Genomic DNA, 17,143 nt, shown 5'->3' with positions numbered 1-17,143 from the left:
GGGTCTACCCGGCCGCGTCCCGGGTGCCCGGCCTGCGGGCGGCGAGCGTCCACACCGCCATCGACAGCACCAGCACGCTGCCCGCCCCCAGGGCCGCGAAGCCCGCCGCGCGCAACGCGGAGCCGCCGCCCGGGCCCGCCCCGCCCGCTGTGTCCGAGGAGTCAGCGCCGAGCCCGAACCCCGCCCGGGCCGGGTCGCTCAGATACGAGGGCCCGGACGTGGCCGCGCCCTTGACGTTGATCCGCAGCGTGAAGCCGACGTCACCGTCCACGAAGTCCGCGACCGCCGGGCTGAGCGATATCTCCAGGTAGTACCAGCCGGAGAAGCGCATGGCGCTGACCGCGGCGGCGCTGTCGAAGCGGTTGGCGAACGCGACCGGGGCCGTGCCCAGAGCGACGGAGGCCGCCTCGCCGCTGTAGGAGACGGAGTCGTAACCGGCGGCTCCGCGGGCGGTGTTGTAGAGGTCCATGCGGATGCCGCCGGAGGCGAGGGCGGCGCTGCGCGTCACCTGGGAGTTGCCGAACTCGGCCGTGCCGAAGAACTGCTGCCCCCAGTCGAGCGGCACCTTGTAGAACAGGGCCTTCCCGGGTGTGACCCGGTCCTTGTAGACGCCGGTGCCGAGCTCCGTCGCGTCGTTGAACCCGGTGCCTCCACCGACCCGCTCGGGGGTGGCCTTGGGGGGCGCGGGTGTCGCCGAGCTCCAGCTCCCGGCCGCGGGCGGGGTGGTGGCGGTCTGTTCGACTCCCGGCTCCAGCATGAAGCGGATCTCGACCGGCCAGGCACCCTGGTCCGAGGTCGCGGCGCTGTCACGTTCCACCACGAAGAGGTAGTGACCGGCCTTCTGGCACGGGCCGTCCTTGACGATCCGGCGGCTCGCGTAGTCCGCGATCGGCCGGGCGAACTCGCCGGAACCGAAGGACGCGTCGCCGCCGAGGCTGCAGGAGTTGCTGTTGATGTCCTGCAGCGAGACCGAGATGCCGTCGGCGTACCCGACCTGGGTACCCGGTGCGGGCGCGGCCACCGCCGAGACGAAGGCGCTGGAGGCGTCGTCCAGATCCACGCCGTAGTACTTCTTCTGCCCCGCGCCCATGCCGATGGTGTCGGTGTAGATCCCCGGCTGGATCGTCGGGGCGTCCGTGCTGCTGGCCTGGCCCTTCACCGGCTTGCCCGCGGTCCGGTAGACCGGCGTTCCCGGGTCCGCGCAGGCGGCCCCCGCGGGGCCGGCCACCGTCGCCAGCACCGCCACGACCACCGTGAGTGCCCTGCCCACCCTCATGTCCCGCCCCCGTCCGCACGGCCGCGTCGCCGCACGGCCGCCACCACGGCCAGGCCCGCCAGCGCCACCGCGCCGCCCGCGCCCGCCGCGATCAGGTCGTTCCCGGTCACCGATCCTCCCCCGTGCGCCACAGCCGTGTCCCCCGCCTTCACCGAATCCGCCGCTACGGAAGGGCTCCGGCCGGCCGGCCCCCCGCCGCTCGCCGCCGGCGCCCTGTACTGCGGCCCGGCCAGTACCGGAACCACCAGCCGGGCCGGCGGACCGGGCCGCCGTACGGGCCCGGCCAGCTCCGTCCCCGTCACATTCACCCGCAGCACCACCCCCACCGCCGCGTTCCGCGCGAGGCGGGCCGCCCCGGGACCCAGCGACACCGCGACGTAGTAGTCGCCCGCGCTGTGCACCGCCGGGGCCGCGCCGCCGCTCACCCAGCGGTTGGTCCACGTCACCGCAACCGTACCGAGCCCCACTGACAACGGCTTGCCGAAGTAGGTCCGCTGCTCCGTCGCCCCCGACGCGTCCCGCACCGGAAGCCGCTGCGGCCCGTAGGCCGCGGTCCGTACGAAGGACCAGTCCGAGGCCGAAGAGCCTTTCAGTACCGGCTCGTTGGCGAACTCCGCCGTGTAGTCGAGCCGCTGTCCCCAGCCCACCCGCACCTTGTAGAAACGGGTCTGACCCGGCAGCAGGCTGTCCCGCCACACGCCCCGCCCGACCTTCACCGCGTCGTTGAAGCCCGTGCCGCCCGTCACCTCCCGGGGCGCGCCGGTGATCGCGGCCGGGGTGTCCCCGTACACCGTCGCGGCCGGGGCCGGGGTGACGCCGGTGGCCAGCGGCGGCTCTTCGGCGTACCGCAGTTCCAGCGTCCAGCGGGCCCGGTCGGAGGCCGCCTCGCTGGTGCGGTGCACGGACAGCAGATAGCGCCCCTTCTTGTCGCACGTCCCGCCGCCCTCGGCGCTCGGCACCCGGCTGACGGCGGTGCTGAGCACCATCGCGCCCTCGTCCTGCCCGAAGTGCGCGGACGCGCTGTCGCAGGTGGACGCGTAGCCGCCGGTCGTGCGCAGCCCGAGTTCGATCCCGTCCCCGTAGGCGACCCGCACCCCCGCCGGCGGCACCGCCGTCACCGCCAGGTCGGCTGCCGACACCGCGTCCAGCCCGACCGCGTACCAGCGCGTCTCGCCGGCCCCGATGGTGTCCACGTACTGCCCTGTCCGCAGGGTCGCCGCCCGTTTGGCGCTCGTGCCGCCCGTGACGTGCTCGCCCTCGGCCCGGTAGGCGTCCGCGCTCAGCCGGGAGGCCCGCTCCAACTGGCGGGCCAGGGCGGCGGCGTCGGGCGCGTCGTAGTAGGCGCCGTGCCCGGCGCCCGCGATGCACTCCAGCTGCGTACGGGCCGTGCCGCGCACCTGGAAGCCCACGGTGTCGATGCGCAGGGCGGTGCCCCCGCCCGCTGAGTCCGCCAGGTCCCGGGCGACCTCGCAGGGCTCCGGGTCGCCGCAGTTGTCCTCGCCGTCCGAGACCAGCAGGATCGTCCCCCGGCCGCCCTCGGGAAGGTCCTGGGCCGCCTTGCGCAGCGACAGCCCGATCGGGGTGTCCCCCCTGGGCCGGACCGCCGCCACCGCCCTCTTCATCGCGGCCCGGTCCAGTGGCCGCACGGGCTCCACCAGTGAGGTGTCGTCGCAGCCGTGCGTCTTGCCGGCGCCGTAGACCCGCAGCCCCGTCGGATAGCCGTCGGGCAGGGTGTCCACCACGTCGCCCACGGCCTTCCTGGCGGCCGTCATGCGCGCACCGGCCATCGACCCGGAGGAGTCGAGCACCATCACCAGGCTGTCCTGGGGCGTCCCCGCCGCGTGCGCGGGGCCCGACGGCCCGGCGACCAGCGCCAGCAGCAGCCCGCCGGCCAGCGCGACCCACCGTCCTCGCATCTGCCGCTCCCTCCCCCTCACACCGCGTTTGCTACCGCGAAGCTATTGATTTGCGAGAGCAAATTCAACCGGTTGTCCGTCACGGTCCGGCAACAGCGAAGCCCCGACCGCCAAGCGGTCGGGGCTTCCTGGAAAACCTGGCGTCTCAGACGCTGGCACCGGAACCTGCCGGCACGGAGTCCGTGGCCTCCGTCCACAGGTCCTGCTCGGCGCGGTCCGCCTGGATCTGGCGGTACACGAGGAGACCGCCGATGGCGGCCAGTGCGACCAGGAGAAACTTCTTCACCGCGCGACCTCGTCCTTCTTGCGTTGGGGGTCCTTCGACGGGCCCGACTATACACACCGGTCGATATCGAACGGTGACCTGCCACCCGCCCAACTTCCACAGTGCGGATAAGGAAACGGCTCGTACGGATCTTGATCCGTACGAGCCGTTCCCACCACGCGGTGGGGCTAACAGGACTTGAACCTGTGGCCTCTTCCTTATCAGGGAAGCGCTCTAACCGTCTGAGCTATAGCCCCGCGCTGCGTTGAAAGATTAGCGCACCCGGGGCCATGTCCCAAAATCGGTTACTCGTCCTCCGCCAGCGTCAGCTCGATGCCGCCCACCATGCCCGCGGACAGGTTGTAGATGAACGACCCCAGGGTGGCCAGCGCCGTGGCCAGGACGACGTCGATGACCGCGATGACCGAGGTGAAGGTCAGCACCCGGGACAGCGACAGGAACGACTCCAGGTCGAAGCCGCCGCCCGTGCCCGAGTCGGTGGCCTCGCTGATGGTCCCGCCGACGGTGGAGAACACCCCCAGGCCCTCCAGGACCATCCACAGCGCGGCGACGGCCGCGATGGTGCAGACGCCCAGCGCGATGGAGAGCAGGAAGCTGACCTTCATCACCGACCACGGGTCGGCCTTGGCGACCCGCAACCGCGCCTTGCGCGTGCGCGGGACGGTGGTTCCTGCGCCGGTGCCCGTGCCCGTACGGGCCGCCGGGCGCGGCCTGCGCACGCCGGCCTTCTCCGGGGGACCGGACGGCGGCACATAGGCCTGTGGCGGCTGTACGGGCTGCGCCGGCTGAGCCGCCGGCGCGCCGGGCTGGCCGGCCGGCAGCACACCGGGTGGCTCCGGCGGTGACGACGGCAGGCCGCCGCCGTAGGTCTGCTGGCGCACCGAGTGCTGGTGGTGCGGTGGACGGGTGTCGGTCACGGTGGTTCTTCCCCCCTGCTGCGGGCCGCTGCCCGTGGGCGAGCCAGGGGCACCGCCGGGCGCGTCGGGCAGGGCAGCCGGCAGCGGCTGGCCTCCCTCGGCGCCCGTCCCGCCCGCGGCACCCGTGGCTCCACTCACGGCTTACTCCTCAGAATCGGCGACCGCGGGCTGCGCGCCCTCGGCGTCTTCGAGCTCATCGGCGGCGGTGACCTCTTCGGCCTCCGCACCCGCCTCGGCGTTGCGCGCGATGCCTACGACGGCGTCCCGCTTGCCGAGGTTGATCAGTTGGACGCCCATGGTGTCACGGCCCGTCTCCCTGACCTCGTTGACCCGCGTACGGATCACACCGCCGCCGAGGGTGATGGCGAGGATCTCATCGGTCTCCTCCACCACCAGTGCCCCGACCAGCAAGCCACGGTCCTCGACGATCTTCGCCGCCTTGATACCGAGCCCGCCACGACCCTGGACGCGATACTCGTCCACATTGGTTCGCTTCGCGTACCCGCCATCGGTGGCGGTGAAGACGAAAGTACCCGGCCGCACGACATTCATCGAGAGCAGTTCGTCCCCTTCACGGAACGACATGCCCTTCACACCGGACGTCGCGCGCCCCATCGGTCGCAGGGTCTCATCGGTGGCTGTGAACCGGATGCACTGCGCCTTGCGCGACACCAGCAGCAGATCGTCGTCGGCCGACACCAGCTCCGCGCCGATGAGCTCGTCCTCGGCGCCGTCGTCGGTCTCGCGCAGGTTGATGGCGATGACGCCGCCCGAGCGGGGGGAGTCGTAGTCCTTCAGCGAGGTCTTCTTCACCAGGCCCGACTTCGTGGCCAGCACCAGGTAGGGCGCCGCCTCGTAGTCGCGGACGGCCAGGATCTGGGCGATCCGCTCGTCCGGCTGGAAGGCCAGCAGGTTCGCCACGTGCTGGCCGCGGGCCTCACGGCCGGCGTCCGGCAGCTCATAGGCCTTGGCCCGGTAGACCCGGCCCTTGTTGGTGAAGAACAGCAGCCAGTGGTGCGTGGTGGAGACGAAGAAGTGGTCGACGATGTCGTCCTGCTTCAGCTTCGTGCCGCGCACACCCTTGCCGCCGCGCTTCTGCGAGCGGTAGTCCTCGGTCTTCGTACGCTTCACATAGCCGCCACGCGAGATGGTGACGACGATGTCCTCCTCGGCGATCAGGTCCTCGATGGACATGTCACCGTCGAAGGGCACCAGCTTGCTGCGCCGGTCGTCGCCGAACTTGTCGACGATCGCGGTCAGTTCCTCGCTGATGATCGAGCGCTGCTTCTCCGGCGAGGCCAGGATCGCGGTGTACTCGTTGATCTTGATCTGCAGCTCGTCGTGCTCGGCGACGATCTTCTGCCGCTCCAGGGCGGCCAGCCGGCGCAGCTGCATCTCCAGGATCGCGTTCGCCTGGATCTCGTCGATCGTGAGCAGGCCCATCAGGCCCTCGCGGGCGATCTCGACGGTGTCGCTGCGCCGGATCAGGGCGATGACCTCGTCGATCGCGTCCAGAGCCTTGAGCAGACCGCGCAGGATGTGCGCGCGCTCCTCGGCCTTGCGCAGGCGGAAGCGGGTCCGCCGGACGATGACCTCGATCTGGTGGGCCACCCAGTTGCGGATGAACAGGTCCAGGGACAGCGTGCGCGGCACCCCGTCGACCAGGGCCAGCATGTTGGCGCCGAAGTTCGACTGCAGATCGGTGTGCTTGTAGAGGTTGTTCAGCACGACCTTGGCCACCGCGTCGCGCTTGAGCACGATCACCAGGCGCTGGCCGGTCCGGCTGGAGGTCTCGTCGCGCACGTCGGCGATACCGCCGACCCGGCCGTCCTTCACCAGGTCGGCGATTTTCTGCGCGAGGTTGTCCGGGTTGGTCTGGTACGGCAGTTCGGTGACCACCAGGCACTGCCGGCCCTGGATCTCCTCGACCGCCACGACCGCGCGCATCGTGATCGAGCCGCGCCCGGTGCGGTACGCCTCCTCGATGCCCTTGCGGCCGACCACCAGGGCGCCGGACGGGAAGTCCGGACCCTTGATGCGCTCCAGCAGCGCGTCGAGCAGCTCCTCGGGGGTGGCCTCGGGGTTCGCCAGGAACCACTGGGCGCCCTCGGCGACCTCGCGCAGGTTGTGCGGCGGGATGTTGGTCGCCATGCCGACCGCGATACCGGCGGAGCCGTTGATCAGCAGGTTCGGGAACCGGGCCGGCAGGACCGTCGGCTCCTGGTTGCGGCCGTCGTAGTTGTCCGTGAAGTCGACGGTGTCCTCGTCGATGTCGCGGACCATCTCCATGGACAGCGGCATCATCTTGCACTCGGTGTAACGCATGGCCGCGGCCGGGTCGTTGCCCGGGGAGCCGAAGTTGCCGTTGGAGTCCACCAGCGGCATGCGCATCGACCAGGGCTGGGCGAGGCGTACGAGGGCGTCGTAGATCGAGGAGTCGCCGTGCGGGTGGTACGTGCCCATGACGTCGCCGACGACGCGGGCGCACTTGTAGAAGCCCTTCTCGGGCCGGTAGCCGCCGTCGTACATCGCGTACAGGACGCGGCGGTGCACCGGTTTGAGACCGTCACGGACGTCCGGCAGCGCACGCGACACGATGACGGACATCGCGTAGTCGAGATAGCTGCGCTGCATCTCCGTCTCGAGGCCGACCGGCTCGATGCGCAGGACGGTCTCGCCCTCGGCGGGGATGCCGGGGACGTCTTCGGGGCTTGCTGGGGTGGTCTCGTCGGCCATTGCTGGTCAAAGTCCTTTCGAGCTGCGGCTGCTGATCGCGCGGGGGCCGACTCAGATGTCGAGGAACCGGACATCCTTGGCGTTGCGCTGGATGAAGGAGCGCCGGGCCTCGACGTCCTCGCCCATCAGCACCGAGAACAGGTCGTCGGCGAGCGCGGCGTCGTCCAGGGTGACCTGGCCGAGGACGCGGTGGTCGACGTCCATGGTGGTGATCCGCAGCTCCTCGGCGTTCATCTCGCCGAGACCCTTGAAGCGCTGGATCGAGTCCTCGCGGGTGCGCTTGCCCTGCTGGCGTCCCAGCTCGATCAGGGCGTCGCGCTCGGCGTCGGAGTACGCGTACTCGAAGTCGTCCCGGCCCCACTTGATCTTGTACAGCGGCGGGCGCGACAGGTACACGTGCCCGGCCTCGACCAGCGGGCGCATGAAGCGGAACAGGAACGTCAGCAGCAGGGTGTTGATGTGCTGCCCGTCGACGTCGGCGTCGGCCATCAGAATGATCTTGTGATAGCGGAGCTTCGCGATGTCGAAGTCCTCGTGCACGCCCGTGCCGAAGGCCGAGATCAGCGCCTGGATCTCGGTGTTCTGCAGGATCTTGTCGATCCGCGCCTTCTCGACGTTGAGGATCTTGCCCCGGATCGGGAGGATCGCCTGGTACTGCGGATTACGGCCGGCCTTCGCCGAGCCGCCGGCCGAGTCACCCTCGACGATGAAGATCTCGCACTTGGACGGGTCGTTGGACTGGCAGTCGCTCAGCTTGCCGGGCAGCGACGCCGTCTCCAGCAGGCCCTTGCGACGGGTCAGGTCACGCGCCTTGCGGGCCGCGACCCGGGCGGTGGCCGCCTGGATCGACTTGCGGATGATGTCCGCGGCCTCGTTCGGATTGCGGTCCAGCCAGTCGGTGAGGTGCTCGTGGACGACCTTCTGGACGAAGGTCTTGGCCTCGGTGTTGCCCAGCTTGGTCTTGGTCTGGCCCTCGAACTGCGGCTCGCCGAGCTTGACGGAGATGATCGCCGTCAGACCCTCGCGGATGTCCTCGCCGGCGAGGTTGTCGTCCTTCTCCCGGAGGAACTTCTTCTCGCGCGCGTAGCGGTTGACCAGTCCGGTCATCGCCGCGCGGAAGCCCTCCTCGTGGGTGCCGCCCTCGTGGGTGTGGATGGTGTTGGCGAAGCTGTAGACACCCTCGCTGTACTGGGTGTTCCACTGCATCGCGACCTCGACCGAGAGCAGCCGGTCCTTGTCCTCGGCCTCGATGTCGATCACCGTGGGGTGGATCAGCTCGCCCTTGCGCGAGTTGAGGTACTTCACGAAGTCGACGATGCCGCCCTCGTAGTAGTACCGGACCGAGACCGGCTTGCCCTCCTCGTCCACGTGCTCGGGGCGCTCGTCCGTCAGCGAGATGGCCAGTCCCTTGTTGAGGAAGGCCATCTCCTGGAAGCGCCGCGACAGCGTCTCGAAGGAGTACTCGGTGGTCTCGAAGATGTCACCGTCGGCCCAGAAGGTCACCGTGGTGCCGGTTTCCGACGTGGGCTCGTTCTTCTGGAGCGGAGCCGTCGGCACACCCAGCTTGTAGTCCTGCGTCCAGCGGAAACCCTCCGTCCGGACCTCCACCGCCACCTTGCTCGACAGCGCGTTGACGACGGAGACGCCCACACCGTGCAGACCGCCGGAGACGGCATAACCGCCACCGCCGAACTTGCCGCCGGCGTGCAGTACGGTCAGCACGACCTCGACCGCCGGCTTCCCCTCGGAGGGGATGATCCCCACCGGGATGCCGCGGCCGTTGTCGATCACGCGCACGCCGCCGTCGGCCAGGATCGTCACATCAATGGTGTCCGCATGACCGGCGAGGGCCTCGTCGACCGAGTTGTCGACGACCTCCTGGACGAGGTGATGAAGACCACGCTCGCCCGTCGAGCCGATGTACATACCGGGGCGCTTGCGCACCGCGTCCAGGCCTTCGAGGACCGTGATCTGGCTGGCGTCGTACGACGAGCCGCTGGACGGCACGTCGGAGCCGGCTGCTGTGGACTTATTGATCTCGTTGGGGTTGCCGGAATCGGCCACGAAGCGCCCTTTCTGGCACAGCACTAGCCGTCTCTCGCACGGCGGGAGCGGCTGCGTCGTTCGACATGTTCCGCTGGGGTCCCCCGTGCCGGAGGCCGGGGTGGGCGGTTAGCTACCAGTCTACCGGTAGCGCCGACATAGATGGGGCTTTGCCGGTACCTGAGTTCCCATGTGCCGACCTAATGCGCCTCCGGGCGACTCCCTACACGCGGACCCGGTCCGAAAACCGCTCACGCGGGCACTCAGGGCTTCGGGCTGTCAACCCCCCACTACCCATAGGTATCGCCCGGACCGCGGCTGCCCGGCGCCCGCAGCCGCCCGTAGGAACGGGTCGGTCCGGCCGGGCCGAGCACCTTGATCATCTTGACGGTGCCATGGCCGAGATCGGCGTTCAGCCTGGCCACGAGGGTGGGAGCGAGCAGCCGCAGCTGCGTCGCCCAGGCCGTGGAATCGCAGCTCACGGTCAGGACGCTGGCGTCCTCGTCGTACTTCTGCGGCTCGCAGTGCAGCGCGATGTCGTCACCCACCAGCTGGGGCCAGCGCCCCATCACCCCGCCGACGGCCGCCGGGGCCTCCCAGCCCCGCTCGGTGATCAGCCGGTTGATGGCGGCGCCCAGCGGCAGCGGATCCCGCCCGTCCGCGCGGGCGCCGCTGCGCAGGCCGCCGCGCCTGGCCTGCTTCTTCTGCTGCGCCGCCGCACCACGGGCGCGCGCCTGCTCCTTGGCCGCGCGCAACGCGACCCGGGCCAGGTCCACGCCGGACACCTCGGGGGCCGCGGGCTGTTCCGGGATGTTCTGGTCGCTCATACCCGCTCCACCGCACCGTTCTCCACCGCGTAGCGGGCGCCCACCAGCACACCCGGTACGTCGTCGTCCACCGCCGCCGTCACCAGCACCTGCTCGCCCGGCGCCACCAGCTCCGCGAGCCGGGTGCGGCGCCGCTCGTCCAGTTCGGCGAAGACGTCGTCCAGGACCAGCACCGGTTCACCGCCGTCGGCGCTCAGCAGGTCGTACGAGGCCAGGCGCAGCGCCAGCGCGAACGACCACGACTCGCCATGGCTCGCGTAGCCCTTCGCGGGCAGCTGCCCCAGCTTGAGGACCAGGTCGTCGCGGTGCGGCCCGACCAGCGTCACCCCGCGCTCGATCTCCTGCCTGCGCGATTCGGTCAGGGCCTCCATGAGGGCCGCGTACAGCTCCTCGCGCCCGGACGCGCCGGCCATGCGCTCACCGATCGAGCCCCGGTACTCCAGGGCCAGCGGACCGCCGCCGGGTGCCAGTTGTTCGTAGGCCTTGTCGGCCAGCGGCTGCAGGGCCTGGACCAGGTCGAGACGGTGGGCCAGGAGTTCGGCACCGGCCCGGGCCAGGTGCTGGTCCCACACGTCGAGGGTGCTCAGTGCCGAACCGCCGCCGCCGGAACCGCCACCGTGGCGGCGGGCCATCGCGGCCGACTTCAGCAGGGTGTTGCGCTGCTTGAGCACGCGGTCGTAGTCGCTGCGGACGCCCGCCAGGCGCGGGGCGCGGGCGGTGAGCAGCTCGTCCAGGAACCGTCGGCGTTCGCCCGGATCGCCCTTGACCAGGGCCAGGTCCTCGGGGGCGAACAGGACGGTGCGGACTATGCCCAGGACGTCGCGCGGCCGCACCTGCGAGGAGCGGTTGATCCGCGCGCGGTTCGCCCGGCCCGGGTTGATCTCCAGCTCGACCAGCTGCTGGCGCTCGCCCTGGACGACCGCGGCCCGCACGATCGCCCGGTCGGCGCCCATCCGCACCAGGGGCGCGTCGCCGGCCACCCGGTGGCTGCCCAGGGTCGCCAGATAGCCGACCGCCTCGACGAGATTGGTCTTGCCCTGCCCGTTCGGCCCCACGAAGGCGGTGACGCCCGGATCGAGCGGAACCTCGACCCGGGCGTAGGAGCGGAAGTCGGCGAGGGAGAGATGCGCGACATGCATGCTGTGCGCCGGCCTCCTTCCGCTTCTGTCAGCTTTTACGTGCTCACGTGTTCACTTGCTCTCGACCGCGTGGCCACCGAACTGGTTGCGCAGCGCGGCGATCATCTTCATCTGCGGCGAGTCCTCCTGGCGGGACGCGAACCGCGCGAACAGCGAGGCGGTGATCGCCGGCAGCGGCACCGCGTTGTTGATCGCCGCCTCCACCGTCCAGCGGCCCTCGCCGGAGTCCTCCGCGTAGCCCCTGAGCTGCTCCAGGTGCTCGTCCTGGTCCAGCGCGTTGACCGCCAGGTCCAGCAGCCAGGAGCGGATGACGGTGCCCTCCTGCCAGGACCGGAAGACCTCGCGGACGTCGGTGACCGACTGCACCGACTCCAGCAGCTCCCAGCCCTCGGCGTACGCCTGCATCATCGCGTACTCGATGCCGTTGTGGACCATCTTGGCGAAGTGCCCGGCGCCGACCTTGCCGGCGTGGACCGAGCCGTACGGGCCCGCGGGCTTGAGGGCGTTGAGGATCGGCTGGACCTTCGCCACGTCCTCGCTCTCGCCGCCGTACATCAGCGCGTAGCCGTTCTCCAGGCCCCATACGCCGCCGGAGACACCACAGTCGACGAAGCCGATGCCCTTGGCCTTGAGCTCCTCGGCGTGCTTCTCGTCGTCGGTCCAGCGCGAGTTTCCGCCGTCCACCACCACGTCACCGGGGGAGAGCAGTTCGGCCAGCTCGTCGACCGTCGACTGGGTGGCGGCTCCGGCCGGAACCATCACCCACACGACCCGTGGGGCCGGCAGCTTGTCCACAAGTTCCTGGAGGCTGTGCACATCGGCGATGTCCGGGTTGCGGTCGTAGCCGATGACGGTGTGGCCGGCCTGGCGGATGCGCAGGCGCATGTTGCCGCCCATCTTGCCGAGACCGATGAGACCGAGCTCCATCGTTGATCCTTCGTTCGAGCCTTGCCTGACCTACGTCGACCCTACGTCCGGCTGGTACCCCCGGTGCCGCAGGCTCAGCGGACAGACCTCAGCCCGACAGGCGCACCGGCATGATCAGGTACTTGTAGGCCTCGTCTGCCTCCGCGTCGACCGCCGGACGGCCGCTCAGCAGCGCCGGCTTGGTCGAGGTGGTGAAGGACAGCTGGGCCACCGGGGAGTCGATCGCGCTCAGCCCGTCCAGCAGGAACTGGGGGTTGAAGGCGATCGAGATGTCGTCGCCCTCCAGCCTGGCGTCGACCCGCTCCACAGCCTGTGCGTCGTCGCTGGAACCGGCCTCCAGGGTGAGCACACCCTGCTCGAAGCTCAGCCGGACCGGGGTGTTGCGCTCGGCGACCAGCGCCACGCGCTTGACGGCCTCGACGAAGGGCGCCGTCTCGATCACCGCGATCGAGGCGAACTCGGTCGGGAAGAGCGTGCGGTACTTCGGCAGGTCGCCTTCGAGCAGCCGGGTGGTGGTGCGGCGGCCCGCGCCCTCGAAGCCGATCAGGCCCTCGCCCGCGCCGGAACCGGCCAGGGCGATGGAGACCGTGTCGCCGTTGGTGAGCGACTTGGCGGTGTCCAGCAGGGTCTTGGCGGGCACCAGGGCGACGGCGGAGATGTCGGGCTGCTCCGGCTTCCACAGGAACTCGCGGACCGCGAAGCGGTAGCGGTCGGTGGAGGCCAGGGTGACGGTGTCGCCCTCGATCTCGATCCGTACGCCGGTGAGCACCGGAAGGGTGTCGTCCCGGCCCGCGGCGATGGCCACCTGGGCGGCTGCCGCGGCGAAGACCTCGCCGGGCACGGTGCCGGTGGCGACCGGCATCGCGGGCAGTGCCGGGTACTCCTCCACAGGGAGGCTGTGGAGTGTGAACCGCGAACTGCCGCAGACGACGGTGACGCGGGTCCCCTCGGTGGAGATCTCCACAGGCCTGTTGGGAAGTGCCCGGGAGATGTCGGCGAGCAGCCGGCCGGAGACCAGGACGGTGCCCTGCTCCTCGACCTCGGCCTCGACGGAGACCTGTGCGGAGACCTCGTAGTCGAATCCGGACAGGCTCAGCTGGCTGTCCTCGGCCTTCAGCAGCAGTCCCGCGAGAACGGGCACCGGGGGACGGGCCGGGAGACTGCGGGCCGCCCAGGCCACTGCCTCCGCGAGTACATCGCGCTCCACCCGGATCTTCACCGGAACCGCCTCCTGCTGTTGCTGCTGGCTGTCCTTCTGCCGGGGAACAGTCTGACAGCCGTCGCCGACAACCGGTGCTGGTTGGAGTCAAGCCGATGCGCCGGCGGCCCGACGGCCCGCGGCCCGGTTGTGCACAGGACCCACTTCGAAGCAGGTTTCCCGGGATCTATGTGTAGTCGTAGTAATAGGGGTTGTGGATACCGTGGATAACCGGTTCCTGCGCAGGTCAGGTCCCCTTTTTTGTCCACCGAGGCTGTGGACCGCGCCTGGGGACGAACAGCCGCTTCTGTGGACGGCCGAAAGTTGTGCACACGGGATACACAGGACGACCCCGGTTCTCCCCAGCTCTGTCCCCAGGAATACCCAGGTTCTCAACAGGCCAATCCACCACCTTGATGTGACGGCTTTCACTCGTACCGGGGAGAGGGCCTGTTCCGTTGCCGAACAGTGGACAGAGCTGTGGAGAAGCTGGGGACAACCTGCCCCGGGCTGTGGGCGGCCGGTGGACAACTCCCGATGGTCGCTGTGGGCAACCGGTCTGTCCACAGCCTGGGGATTACGGTTGCCCACAAATCCCCAGCCCTCCCACCTGGCGTCATGAGTATCGCGCAGCCCCAGCTGTGGACAGGGTCGGGACAACTTGGGCATCCCCAGGCTGTGGACGGGCTTGGGGGCCGAAAAGTGTGGAGAGACGTTCCTGTCGGGTCGGGCCGGCGGCGGATTCGAACAGCGAAAAGCGCCCCGGGACCGGATCCCGGGGCGCTGCAGGCCGTGCTGTCGTGGTCGTAGCGGCCTCGGAGGGGCTTCGCGGGCCTGCGACGAAGGCCCGCGAGAAGGTCTGCGAAGGGGCCCGGCGAAGCCGTCACGAAAGAGCCTGGGAAAGCCCCTCCGTTGACGGGGAAGGGGCCTGCGGGGGCCTGCGAGGCGCGCTGCCGCTAGCTCTTGATGCGGTTGGTGAGCTCGGTGACCTGGTTGTAGATGGAGCGCCGTTCGGCCATCAGCGAGCGGATCTTCCGGTCGGCGTGCATCACCGTCGTATGGTCGCGTCCGCCGAACAGCGCGCCGATCTTCGGCAGCGACAGGTCGGTGAGCTCACGGCACAGGTACATCGCGATCTGCCGGGCGGTGACCAGAACCCGGCTGCGTGACGACCCGGACAGGTCCTCCACGTCCAGGCCGAAGTACGAGGCAGTCTCCGCCATGATCGCCGGGCCGCTGATCTCGGGCAGCGAGTCCTCGCCGCCGGGGATCAGGTCCTTGAGCACGATCTCGGTCAGCTGAAGGTCCACCGGCTGCCGGTTGAGGCTCGCGAAGGCGGTGACCCGGATCAGCGCGCCCTCCAGCTCGCGGATGTTGCGCGAGATCCGCGAGGCGATGAACTCCAGCACCTCCGGCGGCGCGTTGAGCTGCTCCTGCACCGCCTTCTTGCGCAGGATCGCGATCCGGGTCTCCAGCTCGGGCGGCTGGACGTCGGTGATCAGGCCCCACTCGAAACGGTTGCGGAGCCGGTCCTCCAGGGTGACCAGCTGCTTGGGCGGCCGGTCGGAGGACAGCACGATCTGCTTGTTGGCGTTGTGCAGGGTGTTGAAGGTGTGGAAGAACTCCTCCTGCGTGGACTCCTTGCTGGCCAGGAACTGGATGTCGTCGACCAGCAGGATGTCCATGTCCCGGTAGCGCTTGCGGAACGCGTCCGCCTTGCCGTCCCGGATCGAGTTGATGAACTCGTTGGTGAACTCCTCGGAGCTCACGTACCGGACCCGGGTGCCCGGGTAGAGGCTGCGCGCGTAGTGCCCGATGGCGTGCAGCAGGTGGGTCTTGCCCAGTCCGGACTCGCCGTAGATGAACAGCGGGTTGTAGGCCTTGGCCGGCGCCTCGGCGACCGCGACCGCCGCCGCGTGGGCGAAGCGGTTGGAGGCGCCGATGACGAAGGTGTCGAAGAGGTACTTCGGATTCAGCCGGGCGGTCGGCTCGGCCGGTCCGTTGGACGTCCCGGAGGACTTGGCGGGCGGCTCGGGACGCGACGGGTGCTGCTGATGCTGTTGGTGCTGCGGCTGGTGTGACTGGTGCTGGGAGCCGGGGTGGGGGTCGTACCGGGGCTGCGGGGCCTGGAGATAGGGGTCCCGCCCCCCGTAGCCTCCGGGCGGTCCCGGGCGGTGCTGTCCCCAGCCGTCGGGCGCGGGCTCGCGGGGCGGCCAGCCGCCGGAGCCGGAGTCCGGGTAGGCGCGGCGCATACGGGGGCCCTCGTCGGCCTGGCGGTCGTAGGTCTCGTCGTACTCACGGCGGTGCTGGCCGCCCCCGTACGTCTGCGGGGACTCCTGACCGACGCCGTACGGCTGGTCGGAGTACTGCGGCGGCTCGGGCGCGGCCGGGCCGGGCTCGGCGTCCCCGCCGGAGGCGACGGCGATGGCGATCCCGACGGGGTGGCCGAACTCACGGCTCAGTACGTCGGTGATCAGCGGGAGGAGCCGGCCTTCGAGGACACTCTTGGCGAACTCGTTGGGGGCCGAGAGCACCGCGGTGCCGGCGACGAGCGCGAGAGGCTGGGTGCGCTTGAGCCAGTCCACGTCCTTGGGCTTGAGGTCCTCGCTGTCCGCCAGAATCTTCTGCAGGACCCTTGGCCACACTGAGGCAAGATCGGCAGTTACGTCGGCCACAGTGCACGCTCTCTCGAAATCCCACGAAGGTGTGGTTCTAGGGACGGGCGGGAAGGAATCGGGGTTCAGCCACGGTAGTCAGCGTACGGCGCCCGGTTCAAGTCGTTGTCCACAGGCTGTGTAAAAGCCTGTCCGGATGGACGTGCTCCACAGGCCGTCGGTTCCGGTTTGACCTGATGACCCGGCCGCGCGTACCGTAACCAGGTCGAGTTGTCGATGGCTGCTGCCGCCTGCCTACCGATGGGCGAAGAAGCGGTACACCCGGTTGTTCCGCGAGTTTCCTCGTGGGCACACGGTGACAGCCAGGCGACGCCCCGCAACACACGAAATCATCCTGGAGCCCCCGAGTGAGCAAGCGCACCTTCCAGCCGAACAACCGTCGTCGCGCCAAGACCCACGGCTTCCGGCTGCGTATGCGTACGCGCGCCGGTCGCGCGATCCTCGCGACCCGCCGCGGTAAGGGCCGCGCCAAGCTGTCCGCCTGATCGCGACAGGCCTCATGTCGTGCTGCCCACCGAGAATCGGCTGAGGCGGCGCCAGGACTTCGCGACCGCGGTACGCCGAGGACGCAGGGCCGGACGCCCTTTGCTGGTCGTCCACCTGCGTAATGACGGTGACCTGGCCGACATCACGGACCCGCACACGGCGGGGGGGAGTGCTCCCCCGGCGCGTGCGGGTTTCGTCGTGAGCAAGGCCGTGGGCAATGCGGTCGTGCGCAATCTGGTCAAGCGCCGACTTCGTCACCTCGTCCTGGAGCGTCTGAGTCTGCTGCCCCCCGGTAGCCTGGTAGTCGTACGAGCGCTGCCCGCCGCGGGCGACGCCGACCACGAAGAGCTGGGCCGAGACCTGGATGCCGCGTTGCAACGGCTCCTGGGGGTGGCGCGATGAAGTACCCGCTGCTGGCGTTGATCAAGATCTATCAGTGGACGATCAGTCCGCTGCTCGGTCCGGTCTGCAAGTACTACCCCTCGTGCTCCCACTACGGGTACACGGCCATCGACCGGCATGGTGCGGTCAAGGGCACGGCCCTGACCGCATGGCGGATCCTGCGATGCAATCCCTGGTCGCCGGGCGGGGTGGACCATGTTCCGCCGCGCAAGCGGCCGCCGTGGCACGATCGGCTGCGGCGCTACTTGCGGGGCCGCGGAGGCGGGTCCGTCACATCCGAACCCGTCGAGACCCCTAACGCCCAAGGAGCCTGAC

At 69.9% G+C, this 17,143-nt stretch carries 14 protein-coding genes and 1 tRNA gene; 3 read left to right on the top strand and 12 right to left on the bottom strand.

Features of this window, described 5'->3' with window-relative positions; translation table 11 throughout:
- Positions 1 to 4 precede the first annotated feature (4 nt).
- From RWE79_RS20030 to dnaA, 12 genes are all read right to left on the bottom strand, one after another.
- The gene (locus RWE79_RS20030) at positions 5 to 1,270 is read right to left on the bottom strand and encodes a hypothetical protein (RefSeq protein WP_475941435.1); all 1,266 of its coding nucleotides are present in this window, start codon (positions 1,268 to 1,270) and stop codon (positions 5 to 7) included.
- A 2-nt stretch (positions 1,271 to 1,272) separates the two neighbouring features.
- The gene (locus RWE79_RS20025) at positions 1,273 to 3,192 is read right to left on the bottom strand and encodes a vWA domain-containing protein (protein WP_475941434.1); all 1,920 of its coding nucleotides are present in this window, start codon (positions 3,190 to 3,192) and stop codon (positions 1,273 to 1,275) included.
- Between the two features lie 145 nt (positions 3,193 to 3,337).
- Positions 3,338 to 3,478 (bottom strand): DLW-39 family protein, encoded by a 141-nt coding sequence (locus tag RWE79_RS20020; RefSeq protein WP_018559211.1) that lies wholly within the window; start codon positions 3,476 to 3,478, stop codon positions 3,338 to 3,340.
- 162 nt (positions 3,479 to 3,640) lie between these two features.
- Positions 3,641 to 3,714 (bottom strand) — tRNA-Ile (locus RWE79_RS20015).
- Between the two features lie 48 nt (positions 3,715 to 3,762).
- On the bottom strand, positions 3,763 to 4,533 hold the full coding sequence (locus RWE79_RS20010) for a DUF3566 domain-containing protein (RefSeq protein ID WP_475941433.1): 771 nt from the start codon (positions 4,531 to 4,533) through the stop codon (positions 3,763 to 3,765).
- Between the two features lie 3 nt (positions 4,534 to 4,536).
- Positions 4,537 to 7,131: a DNA gyrase subunit A gene (gyrA, locus tag RWE79_RS20005; RefSeq protein ID WP_475941432.1), complete on the bottom strand. Its 2,595-nt coding sequence runs from the start codon at positions 7,129 to 7,131 to the stop codon at positions 4,537 to 4,539.
- A gap of 51 nt (positions 7,132 to 7,182) precedes the next feature.
- Positions 7,183 to 9,219 (bottom strand): DNA topoisomerase (ATP-hydrolyzing) subunit B, encoded by a 2,037-nt coding sequence (gyrB, locus tag RWE79_RS20000; RefSeq protein WP_475941431.1) that lies wholly within the window; start codon positions 9,217 to 9,219, stop codon positions 7,183 to 7,185.
- Positions 9,220 to 9,464: 245 nt separating this feature from the next.
- Positions 9,465 to 10,001 carry a DciA family protein gene (locus tag RWE79_RS19995; RefSeq protein ID WP_475941430.1) on the bottom strand — a complete coding sequence of 179 codons (537 nt, stop codon included), beginning with the start codon at positions 9,999 to 10,001 and terminating at the stop codon, positions 9,465 to 9,467.
- Positions 9,998 to 11,140: a DNA replication/repair protein RecF gene (gene recF, locus RWE79_RS19990; protein WP_475941429.1), complete on the bottom strand. Its 1,143-nt coding sequence runs from the start codon at positions 11,138 to 11,140 to the stop codon at positions 9,998 to 10,000. Before recF ends, RWE79_RS19995 begins: the two co-directional genes overlap by 4 nt.
- Before the next feature lie 51 nt (positions 11,141 to 11,191).
- Complete coding sequence (gnd, locus tag RWE79_RS19985; protein ID WP_475941428.1) at positions 11,192 to 12,067, bottom strand: phosphogluconate dehydrogenase (NAD(+)-dependent, decarboxylating); 876 nt, start codon at positions 12,065 to 12,067, stop codon at positions 11,192 to 11,194.
- 88 nt (positions 12,068 to 12,155) lie between these two features.
- Entirely contained in the window at positions 12,156 to 13,286 is a 1,131-nt protein-coding gene (gene dnaN, locus RWE79_RS19980; protein ID WP_475941427.1) for a DNA polymerase III subunit beta, read from the bottom strand.
- A gap of 935 nt (positions 13,287 to 14,221) precedes the next feature.
- Positions 14,222 to 15,940 carry a chromosomal replication initiator protein DnaA gene (dnaA, locus tag RWE79_RS19975; RefSeq protein WP_475941426.1) on the bottom strand — a complete coding sequence of 573 codons (1,719 nt, stop codon included), beginning with the start codon at positions 15,938 to 15,940 and terminating at the stop codon, positions 14,222 to 14,224.
- Positions 15,941 to 16,287: 347 nt separating this feature from the next.
- Between dnaA and rpmH the strand changes: the two genes are divergently transcribed.
- The 3 genes from rpmH to yidD are packed head-to-tail and all read left to right on the top strand — an operon-like array spanning position 16,288 to position 17,142.
- A complete protein-coding gene (gene rpmH / locus RWE79_RS19970) occupies positions 16,288 to 16,425 on the top strand; it encodes a 50S ribosomal protein L34 (RefSeq protein ID WP_329315469.1) in 138 nt (45 codons plus the stop codon).
- A 19-nt stretch (positions 16,426 to 16,444) separates the two neighbouring features.
- Positions 16,445 to 16,828, top strand: coding sequence for a ribonuclease P protein component (rnpA, locus tag RWE79_RS19965; protein ID WP_475941425.1), 384 nt, complete (start codon positions 16,445 to 16,447; stop codon positions 16,826 to 16,828).
- On the top strand, positions 16,825 to 17,142 hold the full coding sequence (yidD, locus tag RWE79_RS19960; protein ID WP_475941424.1) for a membrane protein insertion efficiency factor YidD: 318 nt from the start codon (positions 16,825 to 16,827) through the stop codon (positions 17,140 to 17,142). The genes rnpA and yidD overlap by 4 nt, the downstream gene beginning before the upstream one ends.
- The last annotated feature ends 1 nt before the right edge of the window (position 17,143 follow it).

The organism is Streptomyces sp. RLA131 (assembly GCF_056270125.1).
The sequence above is the reverse complement of the archived record's forward strand: the minus strand, read 5'-3'. Positions and strand labels throughout refer to the sequence as shown.

What these genes read in the sequence shown, in the direction of transcription:
- RWE79_RS20025 (WP_475941434.1), bottom strand. Translation starts at nt 3,192, where the DNA reads ATGCGAGGACGGTGGGTCGCGCTGGCCGGCGGGCTGCTGCTGGCGCTG.
- gyrA (WP_475941432.1), bottom strand. Translation starts at nt 7,131, where the DNA reads ATGGCCGACGAGACCACCCCAGCAAGCCCCGAAGACGTCCCCGGCATC.
- RWE79_RS19995 (WP_475941430.1), bottom strand. Translation starts at nt 10,001, where the DNA reads ATGAGCGACCAGAACATCCCGGAACAGCCCGCGGCCCCCGAGGTGTCC.
- recF (WP_475941429.1), bottom strand. Translation starts at nt 11,140, where the DNA reads ATGCATGTCGCGCATCTCTCCCTCGCCGACTTCCGCTCCTACGCCCGG.
- gnd (WP_475941428.1), bottom strand. Translation starts at nt 12,067, where the DNA reads ATGGAGCTCGGTCTCATCGGTCTCGGCAAGATGGGCGGCAACATGCGC.
- yidD (WP_475941424.1), top strand. Translation starts at nt 16,825, where the DNA reads ATGAAGTACCCGCTGCTGGCGTTGATCAAGATCTATCAGTGGACGATC.